The following is a 15,168-nucleotide window of genomic DNA, read 5'->3' as shown; positions in this document are numbered from 1 at the left end:
CACCGCCGATAAGCAATGCGGCCATAACGAAGCCGACGATGACAGCTTTTTTCCGCCTCATGGGGTCGCCGAACGCACCTCCATGCGGCCGGTTGCGGTGCGGGCGGCAAATTGCGGCCGGTACATATCCTCAACAGACGCCGCCGGATGATCATAAGTACCGGGAGTGACCGCGCGGACGACATAGGCCAGCGCTATTTCCGAACTGTCCCCTGCCGAGCGATCGAAGGCCGCCACAAAACGGTCATAGCGGAATTCGGTATGCGCCGCCTCCGTTTCCGGCAACCAGTCGAAATTCGACAGTTCGGCCGAATTGACGAGGCTCGGATTGTCGATCTCGAAACCGGAAGGCAGTAGATCCGTCACCAGAATGCGCGACTGCCAGCTATTTTGCGGCACCACGTTCAGAACCACGACATAACGTTCGTTCTGTGTGACGTCGCTCGGGTTCACCTCCTCGCCATCCATGGAATAATAGGTGCGGGTGATGGTGAAGCCTTCGCCGCCGGCGGCAAGCGGCTGCGCCGGGGGCGCCACGGTGGTGACAACAGCCGTGACCGGATCAGCCGAGGCATTGGCGATCTTCAAGGGTGCCGCCAGCAATTCATCGCCGCTCATCCGCTTGCCGAAACCGCCGGTCTGTAAATCACCGTTCACATCGAGACGGATATCCTTGTCCTCGCCTTTCACGGCCCGGGCGGCCAGCAGCATCCATGCCTGCTCCTGTGTGCTGGTATAGGGCTTCTTTTCCCATTCCCTTGCCACGGCACCGGCAAGCTGCGGCACGACGGCCGGAACCGGACGGCTTTCCGCCGCCAGCGCCAGCGCCGCCGCACCGTCGCGAAGGGCGGAGCCATAATCGGCGCGGGCGAAGCTGACATTGGTGGCGCGGCTGGCCATGTCGAGCGAAGCACCGAACACGGTCTTCGAACGGGCCTGGTCGCCGTAAAGCGAAAGGGCTGCGGCAACCTGCGCCTTGGCAAGCGGCGTCGGGAAATCGGCAAGCGCAGTATCGGCGTAATAACGCAGATCGTTGATCGCCGCCTTGCGGTTGCGCGCCAGCACATAAAGCGAATAGGCGATCTCGTTGCCGCGATCCTTGACATTGCTGTCATAGGACAGGCCGTTCTGCAGGTTGTTCAACGCCTGCACCATGGCCGCTTCGGGGACATCGTACTTCTGCTCGCGCGCGCGGGTCAGGAAGTCGGTAATATAGGCATCGAGCCACAGATCGCCGTACCCCGGCGACCAGAGGCCGAAGCTGCCGGAACTCGACTGGAAGGACAGCACGCGATAGACCGCTTCCTGAACCCTCTTACGGGTGTCGGGATCTTCAGCCATGCCGCTGTCCTTCGTCAGTTCCGAGACGTAAAGCAGCGGCAGCGCGCGGCTCGTCGTCTGTTCGGCGCAGCCGTAAGGATATTTGTCCAGCATCATCACCAGCGCCGGGATATCGAAAGCGGGCGAGCGCGTGACATTAACGGCGACGGACGAGCCGAGGAGCATGCTGTCGGCCAGAAGATCACCATTGATCGTCAGGCTGCTGTTCGGCGCAATCTTGATTTCGCGCCGCGTCGTGACTGGAAGAACGGCCGGGCGCACCGGAACGTTCAGAACCTGCTCAAGCGAGACACCTGCCGCATTGGAGACCTTTATGGTGATCGCGCCATTGCCGGGCTGCTCGCCCGTCAGCGGAACGGTCAAAGACGACTTGCCGCCCTTTTGCAGCGCAAGTGTCTGCGACACTTCACCCTGATCGACCGTCAGAGCGGTATTGCTGGTCACATCCAGCCGGTAGTCGCCGGCGTCGCCATCCGTATTGGCGATATCAAGCCGCAGTTGCGAGATATCGCCGGGGGCGAGGAATTTCGGCGCGCTGGCCGTTACCACGACGGGATCGCGAATGATGGCATCGGAAACCGCATGTCCCACGCCGGTCTTCGTCCAGGCAACCGCCATGATGCGGGCCGTCCCGTTGAACTGCGGAATATCGAAGCTCACCGTCGCCTTGCCGTTAGCGTCGAGTTCAACCGGACCGGCAAAGAAGGCCACAAGCTTTTCCGTGGGCGGGCTGCCCTGAATGGCCGCCCCGCCGCCATCACCGCCGGTGCGCAGCCGGCCGGTGGCGCCAAGCGAGCCGTCAATCAGGCGGCCATACAGATCGCGGATTTCCAGTCCCAGCCGGCGCTGGCCGAAATACCATTCATCCGGCTTCGGCGGCTCATAGCGGGTGAGGTTCAAGATGCCGACATCGACCGCCGCAACGATGGCGTAGGCCTTTTCGCCCACACCAGCCCCCGCAACCGTGATCGGAATTTCGAGCGGCTGGCGCGGCAGCGTCTTCTGCGGCGCGCCGAGTGTGACGGCAAGCTTGCGCTCGGCCGGATCGACGGCAAGCCACTTGATGCCGATGGCGCGCATGGGCATACGGCTTTCCTGCGCGTCGCCGGGGCGGAACATCGTCGCCGTCACATAAGCGCCAGCGCCCCATTCCTCGGTGACCGGGATGTCGATCTCGCCGCCCTCTTCGCCGATCTCGGCATTCTGTACCGCAATCAGCTTTTCCGAACCGGACGTTATCATCAATTCACCGGCGAAACGTGAGGAGACCTTGAGTTTGGCCGTATCGCCGATCTTGTAGCTCTGTTTGTCCAGCGCGATTTCCAGCGCATCCGGCGTTTCCGTCGAGCTTGCCTCGACATAGAAACCGGCATCGAATTCGACACTGGAAACCGGTGCGCCATTACCCGCACCCTCCACTTCCAGCCGGTAGCGACCCCAGGTGACCGGCACGGAAATTTCGCCGCCATTGGCGTCGACCGAAAGCGTGCCGGTTTCCTGCTGCTTGGTGTATTCCACGGGCTCATAACGCCAGGAATTACCCTGACGATACCATTGATAGTTACGCTCTACCTTGATGAGCTTCCAGGTCAGGCCATTCATCGCCTGTTTGGCACCATCGGCACTGACACCGATGATATGGAAACGTCCAACGGAGTTCTGGGCGAGATCGCCGGAAAACTGCGGCTTGATGCCAATGACGGATGCTTCCGCCTTGATGGGCAGCGCCAGCGAGCGTTCCACGGCGCGGCCGCCGGCTTCGCGCATGCGCACGGTGATGTTGGCAGAGAGAAGCTGCGTCATGGATGGCAGATCGGTGAGATCAACGTTGAAGCTCGCTTTGCCCTCTTCATTCAGGACCGGCAGATCGGCAAGCGTCGTGCGGTTTTCCTCTTCGCTTTCCTCATCGGCCAGGCCGAAGAAGTAACCTTCGAAATCGGCGCTGGTGCGCGTCGGCTTGATCGCGACCTCTCCTTCCAGCGTCAGGCCGGCAGCGGGCGCGCCATAAAGATAACGGCCATCAACGTCGATTGCCGTTTCTGCGCCCGGATCGATCTGTTTTGCCTTGCTCGAGAGGTCAAACTCGGTGCGGTCAGGCACAAAATCATCGACAAGGAAGCTCTTTTCGCTGATCGCAGCCGTTTTCGGGTCGGTATGAATGCGCAATGTCCAGGTGCCGCGCATGGCATTTGCCTGCAACGGCAGATCCACCGCATGACCGCCAAGCGCGTTGCCGTCGCTGACAAAGCGCCGGTCTTCCACCCCGTCAGGGCGTGAGAAAATGAAAGTGAGCGGCAGGTCCTCGATTGCCTTGCCGTCAACGTCACGGGCCAGGGCTGCGGCATGCACGGTCTCGCCGGCACGGTAGATGCCACGTTCGGTCCAGCTGAACACGTCGATAGCACCGGGTGCTGCACGTCCCGTCACGCCGCGATCCGAAAGATCGAAGCCTGCACGGGTCATATCGAGGAACACGTAATCCTTATCGCCGTTGCGCGCCGTCAGGATGGCAGGCGCCTGAGCCGCCGTGCCGCGCATCAGGCCGGCAGAGAATACCGCGCGTCCGTCCGCATCGGTTTTCGCGGTGCCCAGCACCTCGTTGTTCTTGGCCAGGAGCTGCAGATCCACGTCCGCAAGCGGTTTGGCGCTGCCGAGTGCACGGACAAATACATTCAAACCGTCCGTTCCGGCATAGGTGGTGATGCCGGTATCCGACACGAGGAACCATTGGGTGGCGCGTGAATCCCAGGTTTGCGGCGCCGTGCCCGGCGGCACGGCAGTCAGCACATAGATGCCCGGCTTGCGCTCCGGCAAGGCCTCATCCACTGGAAAACTCGTGACCACATCCTTGTTGAGATCGGGCTGGATATCAATCGAGCCCTGCCAGACAAGCTCGCCGATTTCGTTTTCGATACGGTCGGCATTGTAACCGTCCATCTGCGTCAGAAACTGCGAATTTGCGAGCAGCGCGGTGATATTGCGGTCACCGACGCGATAAAGCTTCAGGTCGGCCTTGTCGGCATTCACAGAGACAATCGGAATGCCACGGCGCGCACTGCCCGGCAGCACGAAATTCTCGCCGGTGAAGCGCACGCTGGCCGTGCGGTCACGCACGTAAATATCGAGATTGACCTGTTTTTCCAGCGGCTCTTCCACGGAAGACGGCAGGCCGGCGCGCAGTGCGATCTTGTAGCGCTGGCCATGGGTCAGGCCTTCGACGCAAATTTCGCTGCCCTTCGCCTCGATGGCCTTGGGAGCTGCCCCATCCAGCGTGATGAAGGAAGAATAATCGACGCCATTCTTCACCAGCGGTTCGGAAAACTGCACGCAGGCGCGCGGGCTTACGCTGTCCGTATCCACCGTATTGTTGATGACGCGAAAACCCTGGCGCGTGCGCAGGTCGGCATAGGCCGCCTTTGTCTGTGCATCATCGGTAAGCGCAAGGCTTTCCTTATAGGCATTGAGGGCTGCGCGATAATTCTGGGTTCTTTCAAATGCCTTCGCCAGCCGGTTCAGGGCTTCGGTGCGGGCGCTGACTGTTCGGCTCAGCTGATAGGCATTGATGGCGGCAGACGCCGCCTGCCCTGCGATCGAATAATTATCGGTGACCTGCGCCGCCGTTTCGGAAAGCTCCGCCCAGAGCGCGCCGTCGTCTGGCGTGATCGCAAGGGCCTGCTTATAGGTCGTAACCGCATCGGGAATATTGCCCCCGGCCGCCTGCTGCCGCGCCGTCTGTACGAGGGCTTCCACGCCTTGCCCGCCCTCACCGTCATTCGCCGCAAGGCCGGATTTCATTCGGCGCGCTTCCTGCTGCAGGCTGTCAGTGACGAAGGACAGGCGCTGCGGCGCGCCGATATCGGCTTCCGTCGCCACTTCGACAATCTTGCCGGCAACCGCACCGGGGAAGGCGTTCAGCTGATTGAAATCAGATTTGAGGAAGCACCATTTCACCTTTGGATTGTAGGTAAAGGCCTTGCAGGATGTGTCCCCGGCGCAAATCTCGCCACATTGCTCCAACGAGACGTTTTGCTCCGTCCTGAGATCGAAGCCGAAATAATCGCCATTTTGGGTGGTCACGACCTTGCGGGAGGGTTCCGCCGCCATGGCTGGCGCAAAAATCATGGCGGCTGAGACCGCAACCAGCGAAATCCGGACGAGCGCGCGCAACGACATCAGTTTTCTCCCCGCAACAGACATGTCGGGCGGGACTCTGGTCAAATCCACGCATGGTTGTCAACGCATCTTCGTCAATTCGCCCCATGACAATCTGTGGAGAGGAAAAGAAGCTGCGTTTAGTCCTCTATTTTACGCGCTTCCGAGATGAGCATGATCGGCACACCGTCACGAATTGGATAAGCAAGCCGCGCATTTTCGGAGATGAGTTCATTGCGGGCACGGTCATAGGAAAGGCGGCCCTTCGTCAAAGGGCAGACAAGCAATTCGAGAAGCTTCGGATCGACGTTGTTCATCCTGTCGTCCATGGCGGCGATCCTACTGCAGCACGTTGCCGCCCTCACCCGATCCCTGGGCAAGAACGATCTCGGTGATGGCGATCAATGTTTCGGCCCGCGTCTTCAGATCGGGCGCTTCCAGCAGCGCCTGTTTTTCGGCGGGTCCAAAGGGAGACATCATGGAAAGCGAATTGACCAGAACACGGTTGCCGGCCCGTTCCACGCTCTCCCAATCCGCTTCCAGCTGGTTGGCATCCAGAAACGAGCGGAACACCCGCAGCAGGTTTTCACGGTCCACGGCCTCCTCATCGTATTCGCCGGAAAGATCGGCGATGAAGGGCGCGTGACGGAAACTGCGATAGGGCTTGCCGGCCTCCACCTCCTCCAGCAGACGGAAACGGCACACACCGGTGAGCGAGATGATGTAACGGCCATCGCCGGTTTCGGAAAAGGAGGTGATGCGGCCAAGGCACCCAACCGCACTCAACGGCCCGCCCTCCAGGCCCGATTCAATGACATGAAGGGCTGGCTGCACCATGCCGATGAGACGGTGACCCGCCAACGCCGTGTCGATCATGGCAAGATATCTTGGCTCAAAGATATTGAGTGGAAGATGGCCTTCCGGCAACAGAAGAGCACCGGGAAGGGGAAAAACCGGCACGGTTTCCGGCAGGTCGTCGCTCTTCACATATCTTGCATTTCCGACATGCATGGGAATCAAGCCCCCTGTTCACTGCTGCCGGCCGGCGGATCAACCGCCTGGCCGGGATATGCCCGCATTAAGAAAACAGTATCGACGAAAGCTTCCGGCGGCCCGCGACGGTCGCCGGATCCTTAAAGCCCCAGGCCTCGAAAAATTCGAGAAGCTGGCGGCGTGCGCCGTCGTCGTCGAAGGTCCGATCCTTACGCATGACGTAGAGCAGATGATCCGCCGCCTCGTCGCGCCGGCCCTGCGCATTCAGCACCTTCGCAAGCTTAACCCGTGCCTCGTGTCGATCCGGGTCGGCTGCCAGTTCGCTTTCCAGCGCCACGGGATCGCCGATCTTGCGGGCTTCCTCATATTGGGCGATCTTTTTCGAAACGAGCTGAATGCCCGCATCCTCATTGAGTTCCGTCGGCAGTGACGACAGCAATTCACTGGCCCGCTCATATTGTCCGGCGGCGATCATGCATTCGGCAATGCCGGCAATCGCTGCGGGGTTTTCCGGATCCGCCTGCATGACGGCGCCAAAGAGCTGTGCTGCGCCGTTGAAATCGCCATCGGCCAGAAGCTGTTTCGCTTCGGTCAGAACGGCCTCGATCTCCGCCTTGGGATCGCCTGCATCAGGGCCGGCAATCTTTTCGATGAATTGCTTGATCTGGCTTTCCGGCACCGCGCCCATGAAGCCATCGACCGGCCGGCCATCGGCAAAAGCGACGATCGCCGGAATGGACTGGATGCCGAGCTGGCCGGGAATGGACGGGTGGTCGTCAATGTTCAGCTTCACGAGCTTCACGCGGCCATTCGCTTCGTTGACGACTTTCTCGAGCACGGGCGTCAGCTGTTTGCACGGGCCGCACCAGGGCGCCCAGAAATCCACGAGAACTGGCTGACGACGTGACTCTTCGAGAACGTCCTTGGAGAAACCAGCCGTCGTTGTGTCCTTGATGTGTCCGGAGGACGCACCATTCAGCTCGCCACTATAGTGCGCGCTTGCGGACATCTGCCCGCCGTAGGAACCGCCGTAAGGATTATTCGTGTCGCTCATGCCGGTCTCCCGTAACCTCTGTCATATGTCTTGATTGAAGCAAAGATCGTATCTCACTCGCTGACTTTCAAGACAAGCGGCGTATGTCCGGTCGCCTCGAGAAAGCGAATGAGATCCGCGGATGCGATTGTCGTCGTCTGGTCGTTGGAGAGCGGGTGGCAATTGACAAGTTCGTTTTCCAGCAGCGCGCTATCCAACACAAAGGTGACCTGCCGGTCCGTGTCGTTGATTGCGCCGAACACCGTGACCGAACCCGGCACCACACCCAGATATTCGAGCATTTTTTCCGGCCGGCCGAAGGACACGCGGCTTGCCGCACCGATGGTCTTATGGACGCTTTTCAGATCCACCACCGCGTTTTCGTCCACGGTCAGAACGAAGTACTGGTCCTTTTTGTCCTTTACAAAGAGGTTCTTTGTGTGGCCGCCGGGGATGAGGTCGCGCAATGACTGCGATTCCGCGACGGTAAAGACGGGCTCGTGCTGTTTCGTGGTGTGCGAAATTCCGAGCCCATCGAGAAATTCGAACAACTCCGCTGCCGTCTTGCGAGAATTTTCCGCCATATGCTGCCGCCTGCCTCTGCCGATTCCATCGTCGTTGCGTCATGATTAAGGGGGCAGTCGCCGATTGGCAACGCGGGAAAAATCGGCTGCAGGAAAAATTATCAATCTTTTCCGCCGCTTGTCGCATTTCTCAAAGAAATTTTCGCGTTTTTGTCATTTCCCTGTTGCATTCCAAAATCGATTGAGCGATATAGCGCCCGTCGCCGCTTCGGCGGCCCACGGTTCAGCATACTACCCCGGACCGGTGGATTTGAGCGGGTGTAGCTCAGGGGTAGAGCACAACCTTGCCAAGGTTGGGGTCGAGGGTTCAAATCCCTTCGCCCGCTCCAGTTTCCCAAGTAATGATCTTCCGGATGTTTATTTTTTTCGCAGCGGCGGTTTTCGTTCCGGCGTCATCGGCTTCATATTGTCCGTGTACGAGCGGTACAAAAATTGTCCCCCGGCGGAACCTATATCGAGGATGGCCGTTTGAACGCTGAGGCTCCTAACCTCAGTTCCCTCTGATTGCCCGCTGCCAGCGGGCATTTTTTTACCCTCTTTAAAGTCGCCTCCTGCGCCCGCCCCTTTAAAACTACGGGTGAGAGCCCCGTCATACGCGGCTGAATGGCAGAACAACCCTGTCAGCAGCAACAATATGACGCCTTGATCTTGCCATATTTCATTCAGTGTGCTTTTGTGCAGCCGCCCTTGTGGGAGGGGGTAGAGGTTGAGGCCCGCTGGCTGCATTTCAGCAGTAGCGGGTTTCCCTTTTTTTGGGCGAGATTCGCCGGCAAAGGCGTCTGATCCATTGCTATTTGCCGCTGAGACAAGCAACGAACTCCCGCGCTGCACGGTGAGGTACGGTTTTTTCGTATGAAGAAAAGTGGTAGCGGGAGAGGGACTTGAACCCCCGACACGCGGATTATGATTCCGCTGCTCTAACCACCTGAGCTACCCCGCCACAGGGGAAACGTGACAGTCATGTGACCGGCCGTTCCATCAGGATGAGCGGCTTATAAGGTGCCGCTCCCCAAAGTGTCAAGCGCAAGATGCGCAAAAAATTCGCTTTCCGCATCGCTGCAAAAAGCGAGTGGTTTCAGGCGGCAACCGGCTTTTCCAGAAGCGCCTTGAGCGACGCCTCGGCCTCCGCCGAGCGCTCGGACCGTTCAATGAAACCGCCGCCGTACACGCGGGCATCCGCGCCCGGAGCGGAATAAAGCACGCAGGCCTGACCGGGCGCGACACCCGCCTCTCCGGTCATCAGGTCCACATAGATACCATTCTCATCCGCATGCAGCACTGCCTCCGTCGGAGGACGGGTGGAACGCACCTTGGCGAAGCAGGCGAAGCCCTGCCCAGCGTCGACGGCCAGGTCGCCATCACCCAGCCAGTTCATGTCACGCAGATAGACGCGGCGGGTTTCCAGCGCCTCACGCGGGCCAACGATGACCCGGCGGCCACGCGCATCGAGATGCACGACGTAAAGCGGCTCGCCTGTCGCAACGCCGATACCGCGGCGCTGACCGATCGTATAATGCACGATGCCATCGTGGCGACCAAGCACTCGCCCGTCGAGATGCACGATATCACCCGCCAGAGCCGCATTCGGCTTCAGCTTGTTGATGATATCGGTATATTTGCCCTGCGGCACGAAACAGATATCCTGGCTGTCGGCCTTTTTGGCAACGACAAGCCCCATTTCTTCCGCTAAAGCCCGCGTTTCGGCCTTGGAGAGGCCACCGAGCGGGAAGCGCAGATAATCGATCTGTTCCTGCGTGGTTGCGAACAGGAACCAGCTCTGGTCGCGGTCGCTGTCGATCGGCCGGTAGAGCGCGCGGCGGCCCGGCTGGCCGGGAACGGGGTTGGGCCGCGAACGGATGTAGTGGCCCGTGGCCAGCGCATCGGCACCCAGTTCCTGCGCGGTCGCTAGAAGATCGGTGAATTTTACCGTCTGGTTGCAGGCAACACAGGGAATGGGCGTCTCACCCATCGCATAAGCTTCCGCAAAGGGGTTGATGACGGTTTCACGGAACCGCGCTTCATAATCCAGCACGTAATGGGGGATACCCAGCGTTTCGCAGACCCGGCGCGCATCGTCGATATCCTGGCCGGCGCAACAGGAGCCGGCGCGGTGCACGGCGGCGCCATGGTCATACAGCTGGAGGGTGATGCCGAGGACATCGTAGCCCTCGCGCTTGAGGATACCAGCCACAACAGAAGAATCGACGCCACCGGACATGGCGACAACGATCCGGGTATCTTCCGGCCTCTTGTCAAAATCGAGCGTATTCACGTTTTTTCCCATCGTCAGTCATAACGGGGGTAAAGGCCCCGCCGCCTGTCGGTCATCCGCCGCGAGAAACCTTGCCCACTAAAAGGGCCGTCCTGTCTCGCCATACCGCGGATTTAAGGGCTGCATATAGAAAGGAATGGCTTCACACGCAAGTACGGGGCGGAAAACCGCCCCGTAAAGCCGTCTGATTCCCCTTGTGGAGGGCTTCAGGCGCCAGCCGTCTTCTGGCCGCTGCTGCCGAACCACTTGTCGCGCTCCCGCCACAGGGCGGGCATGGCCAGCAATCCGATGGCCGTGAAGGCGATCAGCGTCTTGTTCAGCTGCGACAGTTCCGCCGTGCGTCCATCGAGATAATAAACGCCGTAAACGATCGCCACGTGCCAGACATAGACCTGCAGCGAGTGGCGGCCGAGCAATTGCAGGAACTTCAGCGACAGCACCCAGATAACGCCTTCGGCGATGGAGCGCACGAGCGGGCGGTGGTGACGCGGCCCGGCAATCACGAGCCAGGTGAGGCCAACGCCGACGGCGAGGAAGTTGATGAGATAGACCGGGCCGAAATCGGCGCGGATTTCCATCGTCGAAAACTTGCCCATCATGAATTCCGGCATCAGACCCCACGCGGTAGCGATGCGAAGCGGCATGAAGAACAGGCAGATGACAAGCGCGGCCTTCGGCAGCCAAGTGTGCTCCGGGGAGAAAATCTTCTTCCACGGAATGCGGTTCTGCGCCGTCATAGCACCCATCACCAGCGCCGAGTAGAACACCAGCTGCCAGCCGAGCAGGTTGAAGCTTACGCGAATACCCTGTTCGTCCGCGCCCTTGACGAGTTCATTGAGAGGCGTCGTCACAATCTGCTGCAGGCCAAGCTGTCCCGCCATCCAGACCAGCAGCGAGCCGGCCATGACATAGGCCCACTTGCCATCGAGGCAGAGCTTCACCAGGACAGGCGCGAAAATCATGTAGACAATATATTGCGGCAGAATGTCCATGAAGGTCGGCTGGAAGAGAAATGTCGCAATTGCCGCCAGACGCAGCGGATCGTCGAAAGACGTCATGCCGAGCCAATTGTACCAGATATAGGGCGTATGCGGGATAATCATACGGAAGAACAGAACGGCGATGACGAGACCCATCGCATAACGATAGAGTTCCAGCGCGCGGTTCCAGATCATCTGTTTACCGGCGTCATAGCCATATTTCATCATCTTGCGCGCGTATACCATGCCGATCAGCAGGCCGGACAGGAATACGAAGCCCTGCGCGTCCTCGACAAAGGCGAACTGACGATGGTTGATTTCCACCAGCCAGAAGCCGCCGGCAAACACCAGATGGTTGATCAGCATGAAGACGAGGAAGTAACCACGCATCCCGTCGATCAGGTCAAAGCGTTTCATTTCGATAGCTCTCCGTTCTCGCGGGCCGTGCATTGCCCGGCCACCCAGCCCGGCCTGCGAGATGCCGGGAATTGGATTGTCAACGCGTTTTTGCGGCTGAGGTTCCGCTCCCAAAGCGGTTTAGAACCGGCACGAAAAGTCACATTGACGTGTACGCCCTGTGGTTAGGACGCGGGGACTGAATGCTGGATGAATGAAAAAAGGCAATTCCATGAAGCGGATAAGCCATGCGCCGGGGACATACCGTGGCAAACAAGCCTCAAGACCTTGCATGGCAGGGGAAAGCCGAATCCGCCGAGCGTGGCTGGCGGATATATCACCCGTAAGATCTCCCAATCTTTTTTCGCGGCATCCCGCCATGCTTTTTAGGAAGCTTATCGAACGAAACGAATAAAGGCCCGGCGGTGAAGCGACCGCCGGGCCTTATCCGTTTAAGAGGCTCTGATTCGTCAGGCGGCGGCCTGGATGGCGGCGACCTGCCAGTTGTCGTTGCCGGGGCGGCGGACAAAGGTCCACATTTCCACCGACTCCGACGGATGTTGCTCGTCACCTTCGATCACCTTGCCGGAGGTGCGGTCGCGCATCACGTCGATGGCAGAGTAGCGCATCGCGACTGTCGCGTAGTCCTGCCCTTCTTCGTGCCATGCTTCGGCGACATCGCCCTGCAGTAGCGTCACCTCGCGCACGTCGTTTTTCACACCGCTGGTCGCGTTATCGCTGAGTTCTTCAGCGAGATAAGACATGGCTTCGGGCGTCGTCAGTTTGCGCAATGTGCCATAATCCTCGGCGGCATAGGCAGCCTGCACGTCTTCCAGCATTTTCTGGAACGTCTCGAGGTCGCCCTGCGTGATGCCGATTTCGTCGCCCTCCGAGATGGCGTTGGCGTGGGGCGTGGGCTTTGCCGTTGCGGCAGCAGCAGCCGCTCCGCCCGCAGCGCCGGCCATCGCGCCGATCTTCGGAATCTTGAACGAGGATGCTGCCGGACCCGCCTGCGAACCGCCATTATAGGAGGAGCCGGAATGATCCGTGCGGTGCGAGCCGTTGGCCGATCCATAAGCGGGCTGGCCCTGACGGCGCGACGCGAAGAAACGCATGGCGAGCATGACCAGAAGGCCGATCAGCGCAACCTGCAGCAACATGCCGAAGAAACCGGCCATGCCGCCGAAACCACCACCCAGAAGCATGCCGAACAGACCGCCCATCAGCAGGCCGCCCATCAGACCACCCATCATGCCGCCGAAGAGGCCACGATTTTGCTGCGGCGCCTGTGCGCCAGGACGTGCCGGCTGAGCAGCGCCAGGAGCTGCCTGGTTGGTGTTGGGCGTCATGCTGCGGTTAATCGGCGCGGTCTGGCCGGGCGCAGTGCTGGTCGAAGGCGGAGCGGAGTAGGTCCGTGTGCCACGGCTGCCGAAACCGCCGCTGGCGCGACGTGCTTCTGCCATATCAACCGCCACAAAAGACACCGCGATACCAAGCGCGGCGACTGCGAACAAACCCTTGAAGCGCCGAAAGGCAGCAAACATCGTTATCTCCTGTTGGCCGCCCTCCCATGAGCGGCATCTCAACAGGCGATATAGCAACTCATGATCATCATTTTTAGACCGCTCGGCTTAAATTTTTTGTGATATGCAACCAAGGCGTGAGGCGCGTGAAATCTGCCGCAAATCGAAAGCTGGAAAAACAAAAACCGGCACAGGGTTTCCCCTGCACCGGTTCCTATTGTCCCCTTGGGAGGAACGATAGATCAGTCGACGTTGAACGTCAGCGGCTTGACCTGGCGGATGGCCGGGTTGGCGCGCAGCTTGTCCAGCACCTCTTCGGAAACCGGACCGTCGACATAAAGCAGGGCGATGGCGTCGCCGCCTTCCTTTTCACGTCCAAGCTGGAAGTTGGCGATGTTGACGCCAGCCTCGCCGAGCGTGGTGCCCATGAAGCCGATCATGCCGGGAACGTCGGTATTGGTGATGTAGATCATGTGCGATCCGACATCGGCATCCATGTTGATGTTCTTGATCTGGATGAAACGTGGCTTGCCATCCGAGAACACCGTGCCGGCAACCGAGCGGATCTGGTTTTCCGTCTTCACCGTCAGCTTGATGTAACCGTCGTAAACGCCGGTCTTGTCGCGCTTGACCTCGGAAAGGATGATGCCTTTCTCCTTGATCATGACCGGGGCCGAAACCATGTTCACATCGGCAACCTGACTGCGGATGAGGCCGGCCAGCAATGCACTGGTCAACGCCTTCGTGTTCATGTTGGCGGTTGCACCGTCATAAAGGATTTCGATTTCCTTGGTGGCGCTTTCCTGTACCTGGCCGACGAAGGAGCCGAGAACATCCGCGAGACGGATGAAGGGCTTCAGACGCGGCGCTTCCTCAGCCGTGATCGACGGCATGTTGATGGCGTTGGACACGGCACCCTTGACGAGGTAGTCCGACATCTGCTCGGCAACCTGCAGGGCAACGTTTTCCTGTGCTTCCGTGGTCGAAGCGCCAAGATGCGGCGTGCAGACGACGTTAGGAAGGCCGAAAAGCGGGCTCTCGGTGGCGGGCTCGACTTCGAACACGTCAAAACCGGCACCGGCGACATGGCCGGACTTGATAGCTTCCGCAAGGGCAGCTTCATCCACAAGACCACCACGGGCGCAGTTGACGATACGTACGCCCTTCTTGGTCTTGGCAAGGTTTTCAGCGTTGAGGATGCCGCGCGTCTTGTCAGTCATCGGCACATGCAGGGTGATGAAATCGGCCTGGGCTAGCAACTCGTCCAGCTCAACCTTGGTGACGCCCATTTCCTGCGCGCGCTCCGGCGACAGGAAGGGGTCGTAGGCGAGAACGTGCATCTTGAGGCCAAGTGCACGCGAGCAGACGATCGAACCGATGTTACCCGCACCGATGACGCCGAGCGTCTTGCCGGTGATCTCGACACCCATGAACTTCGACTTTTCCCACTTGCCGGCCTGCGTGGAGCTGTCGGCTGCCGGAAGCTGGCGGGCGACGGCAAACATCAGCGCAATCGCGTGTTCTGCCGTCGTGATGGAGTTGCCGAATGGCGTGTTCATGACGATGATACCGCGGCGCGAGGCGGCCGGGATGTCAACATTGTCGACGCCGATGCCGGCGCGGCCGATGACCTTGAGGTTGGTCGCGGCTTCGATCAGCTTTTCGGTTGCCTTGGTGGCAGAGCGGATGGCCAAGCCATCGTAATTGCCGATGATTTCAGCAAGCTTGTCCTTGTCCTTGCCGAGCTTCGGCTGGAAATCGACTTCGACGCCACGATCACGGAAAATCTGGACGGCGGTTTCCGACAGTTCGTCGGATACGAGTACGCGAGGTGCCATGGTTCACGGGCTCCTTGAAAAACGGTGCAGTTTTGAAAGCGGGAACTATGCGGCCC

General features: G+C 59.7%; 10 protein-coding genes and 2 tRNA genes. 1 reads left to right on the top strand and 11 read right to left on the bottom strand.

Annotated features, from left to right (window positions below; genetic code table 11):
* Window positions 1-57 precede the first annotated feature (57 nt).
* The 5 genes from AGR2A_RS21015 to AGR2A_RS20995 all read right to left on the bottom strand — a co-directional run bounded on the left by AGR2A_RS21015 (window position 58) and on the right by AGR2A_RS20995 (window position 8,103).
* Complete coding sequence (locus AGR2A_RS21015) at window positions 58-5,514, bottom strand: alpha-2-macroglobulin family protein (protein WP_080823327.1); 5,457 nt, start codon at window positions 5,512-5,514, stop codon at window positions 58-60.
* A 119-nt stretch (window positions 5,515-5,633) separates the two neighbouring features.
* Window positions 5,634-5,822, bottom strand: coding sequence for a Trm112 family protein (locus AGR2A_RS21010; RefSeq protein WP_004445702.1), 189 nt, complete (start codon window positions 5,820-5,822; stop codon window positions 5,634-5,636).
* 10 nt (window positions 5,823-5,832) lie between these two features.
* Window positions 5,833-6,504, bottom strand: coding sequence for an LON peptidase substrate-binding domain-containing protein (locus AGR2A_RS21005; protein WP_022563035.1), 672 nt, complete (start codon window positions 6,502-6,504; stop codon window positions 5,833-5,835).
* A gap of 67 nt (window positions 6,505-6,571) precedes the next feature.
* Window positions 6,572-7,540 carry a thioredoxin gene (gene trxA, locus AGR2A_RS21000; RefSeq protein ID WP_072493280.1) on the bottom strand — a complete coding sequence of 323 codons (969 nt, stop codon included), beginning with the start codon at window positions 7,538-7,540 and terminating at the stop codon, window positions 6,572-6,574.
* 53 nt (window positions 7,541-7,593) lie between these two features.
* Window positions 7,594-8,103 (bottom strand): prolyl-tRNA synthetase associated domain-containing protein, encoded by a 510-nt coding sequence (locus AGR2A_RS20995; protein ID WP_072493281.1) that lies wholly within the window; start codon window positions 8,101-8,103, stop codon window positions 7,594-7,596.
* Window positions 8,104-8,357: 254 nt separating this feature from the next.
* Here AGR2A_RS20995 and AGR2A_RS20990 point away from each other — a divergent pair.
* A tRNA-Gly gene (locus tag AGR2A_RS20990) sits at window positions 8,358-8,432 on the top strand.
* A 28-nt stretch (window positions 8,433-8,460) separates the two neighbouring features.
* Here the strand turns inward: AGR2A_RS20990 and AGR2A_RS20985 are convergent.
* The 6 genes from AGR2A_RS20985 to serA all read right to left on the bottom strand — a co-directional run bounded on the left by AGR2A_RS20985 (window position 8,461) and on the right by serA (window position 15,112).
* Window positions 8,461-8,916, bottom strand: a complete 456-nt coding sequence (locus tag AGR2A_RS20985) for a hypothetical protein (protein WP_139786393.1) — start codon at window positions 8,914-8,916, stop codon at window positions 8,461-8,463.
* A 50-nt stretch (window positions 8,917-8,966) separates the two neighbouring features.
* A tRNA-Met gene (locus AGR2A_RS20980) sits at window positions 8,967-9,043 on the bottom strand.
* A gap of 135 nt (window positions 9,044-9,178) precedes the next feature.
* Window positions 9,179-10,375, bottom strand: coding sequence for a tRNA 2-thiouridine(34) synthase MnmA (gene mnmA / locus AGR2A_RS20975; RefSeq protein ID WP_072493283.1), 1,197 nt, complete (start codon window positions 10,373-10,375; stop codon window positions 9,179-9,181).
* Between the two features lie 206 nt (window positions 10,376-10,581).
* A complete protein-coding gene (locus AGR2A_RS20970; protein ID WP_072493284.1) occupies window positions 10,582-11,772 on the bottom strand; it encodes an OpgC family protein in 1,191 nt (396 codons plus the stop codon).
* A 449-nt stretch (window positions 11,773-12,221) separates the two neighbouring features.
* Complete coding sequence (locus tag AGR2A_RS29205; RefSeq protein WP_022563039.1) at window positions 12,222-13,295, bottom strand: Tim44 domain-containing protein; 1,074 nt, start codon at window positions 13,293-13,295, stop codon at window positions 12,222-12,224.
* A 221-nt stretch (window positions 13,296-13,516) separates the two neighbouring features.
* Window positions 13,517-15,112 carry a phosphoglycerate dehydrogenase gene (serA, locus tag AGR2A_RS20960; protein WP_003506257.1) on the bottom strand — a complete coding sequence of 532 codons (1,596 nt, stop codon included), beginning with the start codon at window positions 15,110-15,112 and terminating at the stop codon, window positions 13,517-13,519.
* Between the last annotated feature and the right edge of the window lie 56 nt (window positions 15,113-15,168).

It is taken from the genome of Agrobacterium genomosp. 2 str. CFBP 5494 (genome assembly GCF_900013495.1).
Classification (GTDB): Bacteria; Pseudomonadota; Alphaproteobacteria; order Rhizobiales; family Rhizobiaceae; genus Agrobacterium; species Agrobacterium pusense.
The sequence above is the reverse complement of the archived record's forward strand: the minus strand, read 5'-3'. Positions and strand labels throughout refer to the sequence as shown.

Excerpts from the sequence above, each read along its gene's own strand:
- AGR2A_RS21010 (WP_004445702.1), bottom strand. The coding sequence starts at position 5,822 with ATGGACGACAGGATGAACAACGTCGATCCGAAGCTTCTCGAATTGCTT.
- trxA (WP_072493280.1), bottom strand. The coding sequence starts at position 7,540 with ATGAGCGACACGAATAATCCTTACGGCGGTTCCTACGGCGGGCAGATG.
- serA (WP_003506257.1), bottom strand. The coding sequence starts at position 15,112 with ATGGCACCTCGCGTACTCGTATCCGACGAACTGTCGGAAACCGCCGTC.
- AGR2A_RS29205 (WP_022563039.1), bottom strand. The coding sequence starts at position 13,295 with ATGTTTGCTGCCTTTCGGCGCTTCAAGGGTTTGTTCGCAGTCGCCGCG.
- AGR2A_RS21015 (WP_080823327.1), bottom strand. The coding sequence starts at position 5,514 with ATGTCGTTGCGCGCGCTCGTCCGGATTTCGCTGGTTGCGGTCTCAGCC.
- AGR2A_RS20970 (WP_072493284.1), bottom strand. The coding sequence starts at position 11,772 with ATGAAACGCTTTGACCTGATCGACGGGATGCGTGGTTACTTCCTCGTC.
- AGR2A_RS20995 (WP_072493281.1), bottom strand. The coding sequence starts at position 8,103 with ATGGCGGAAAATTCTCGCAAGACGGCAGCGGAGTTGTTCGAATTTCTC.
- AGR2A_RS21005 (WP_022563035.1), bottom strand. The coding sequence starts at position 6,504 with ATGCATGTCGGAAATGCAAGATATGTGAAGAGCGACGACCTGCCGGAA.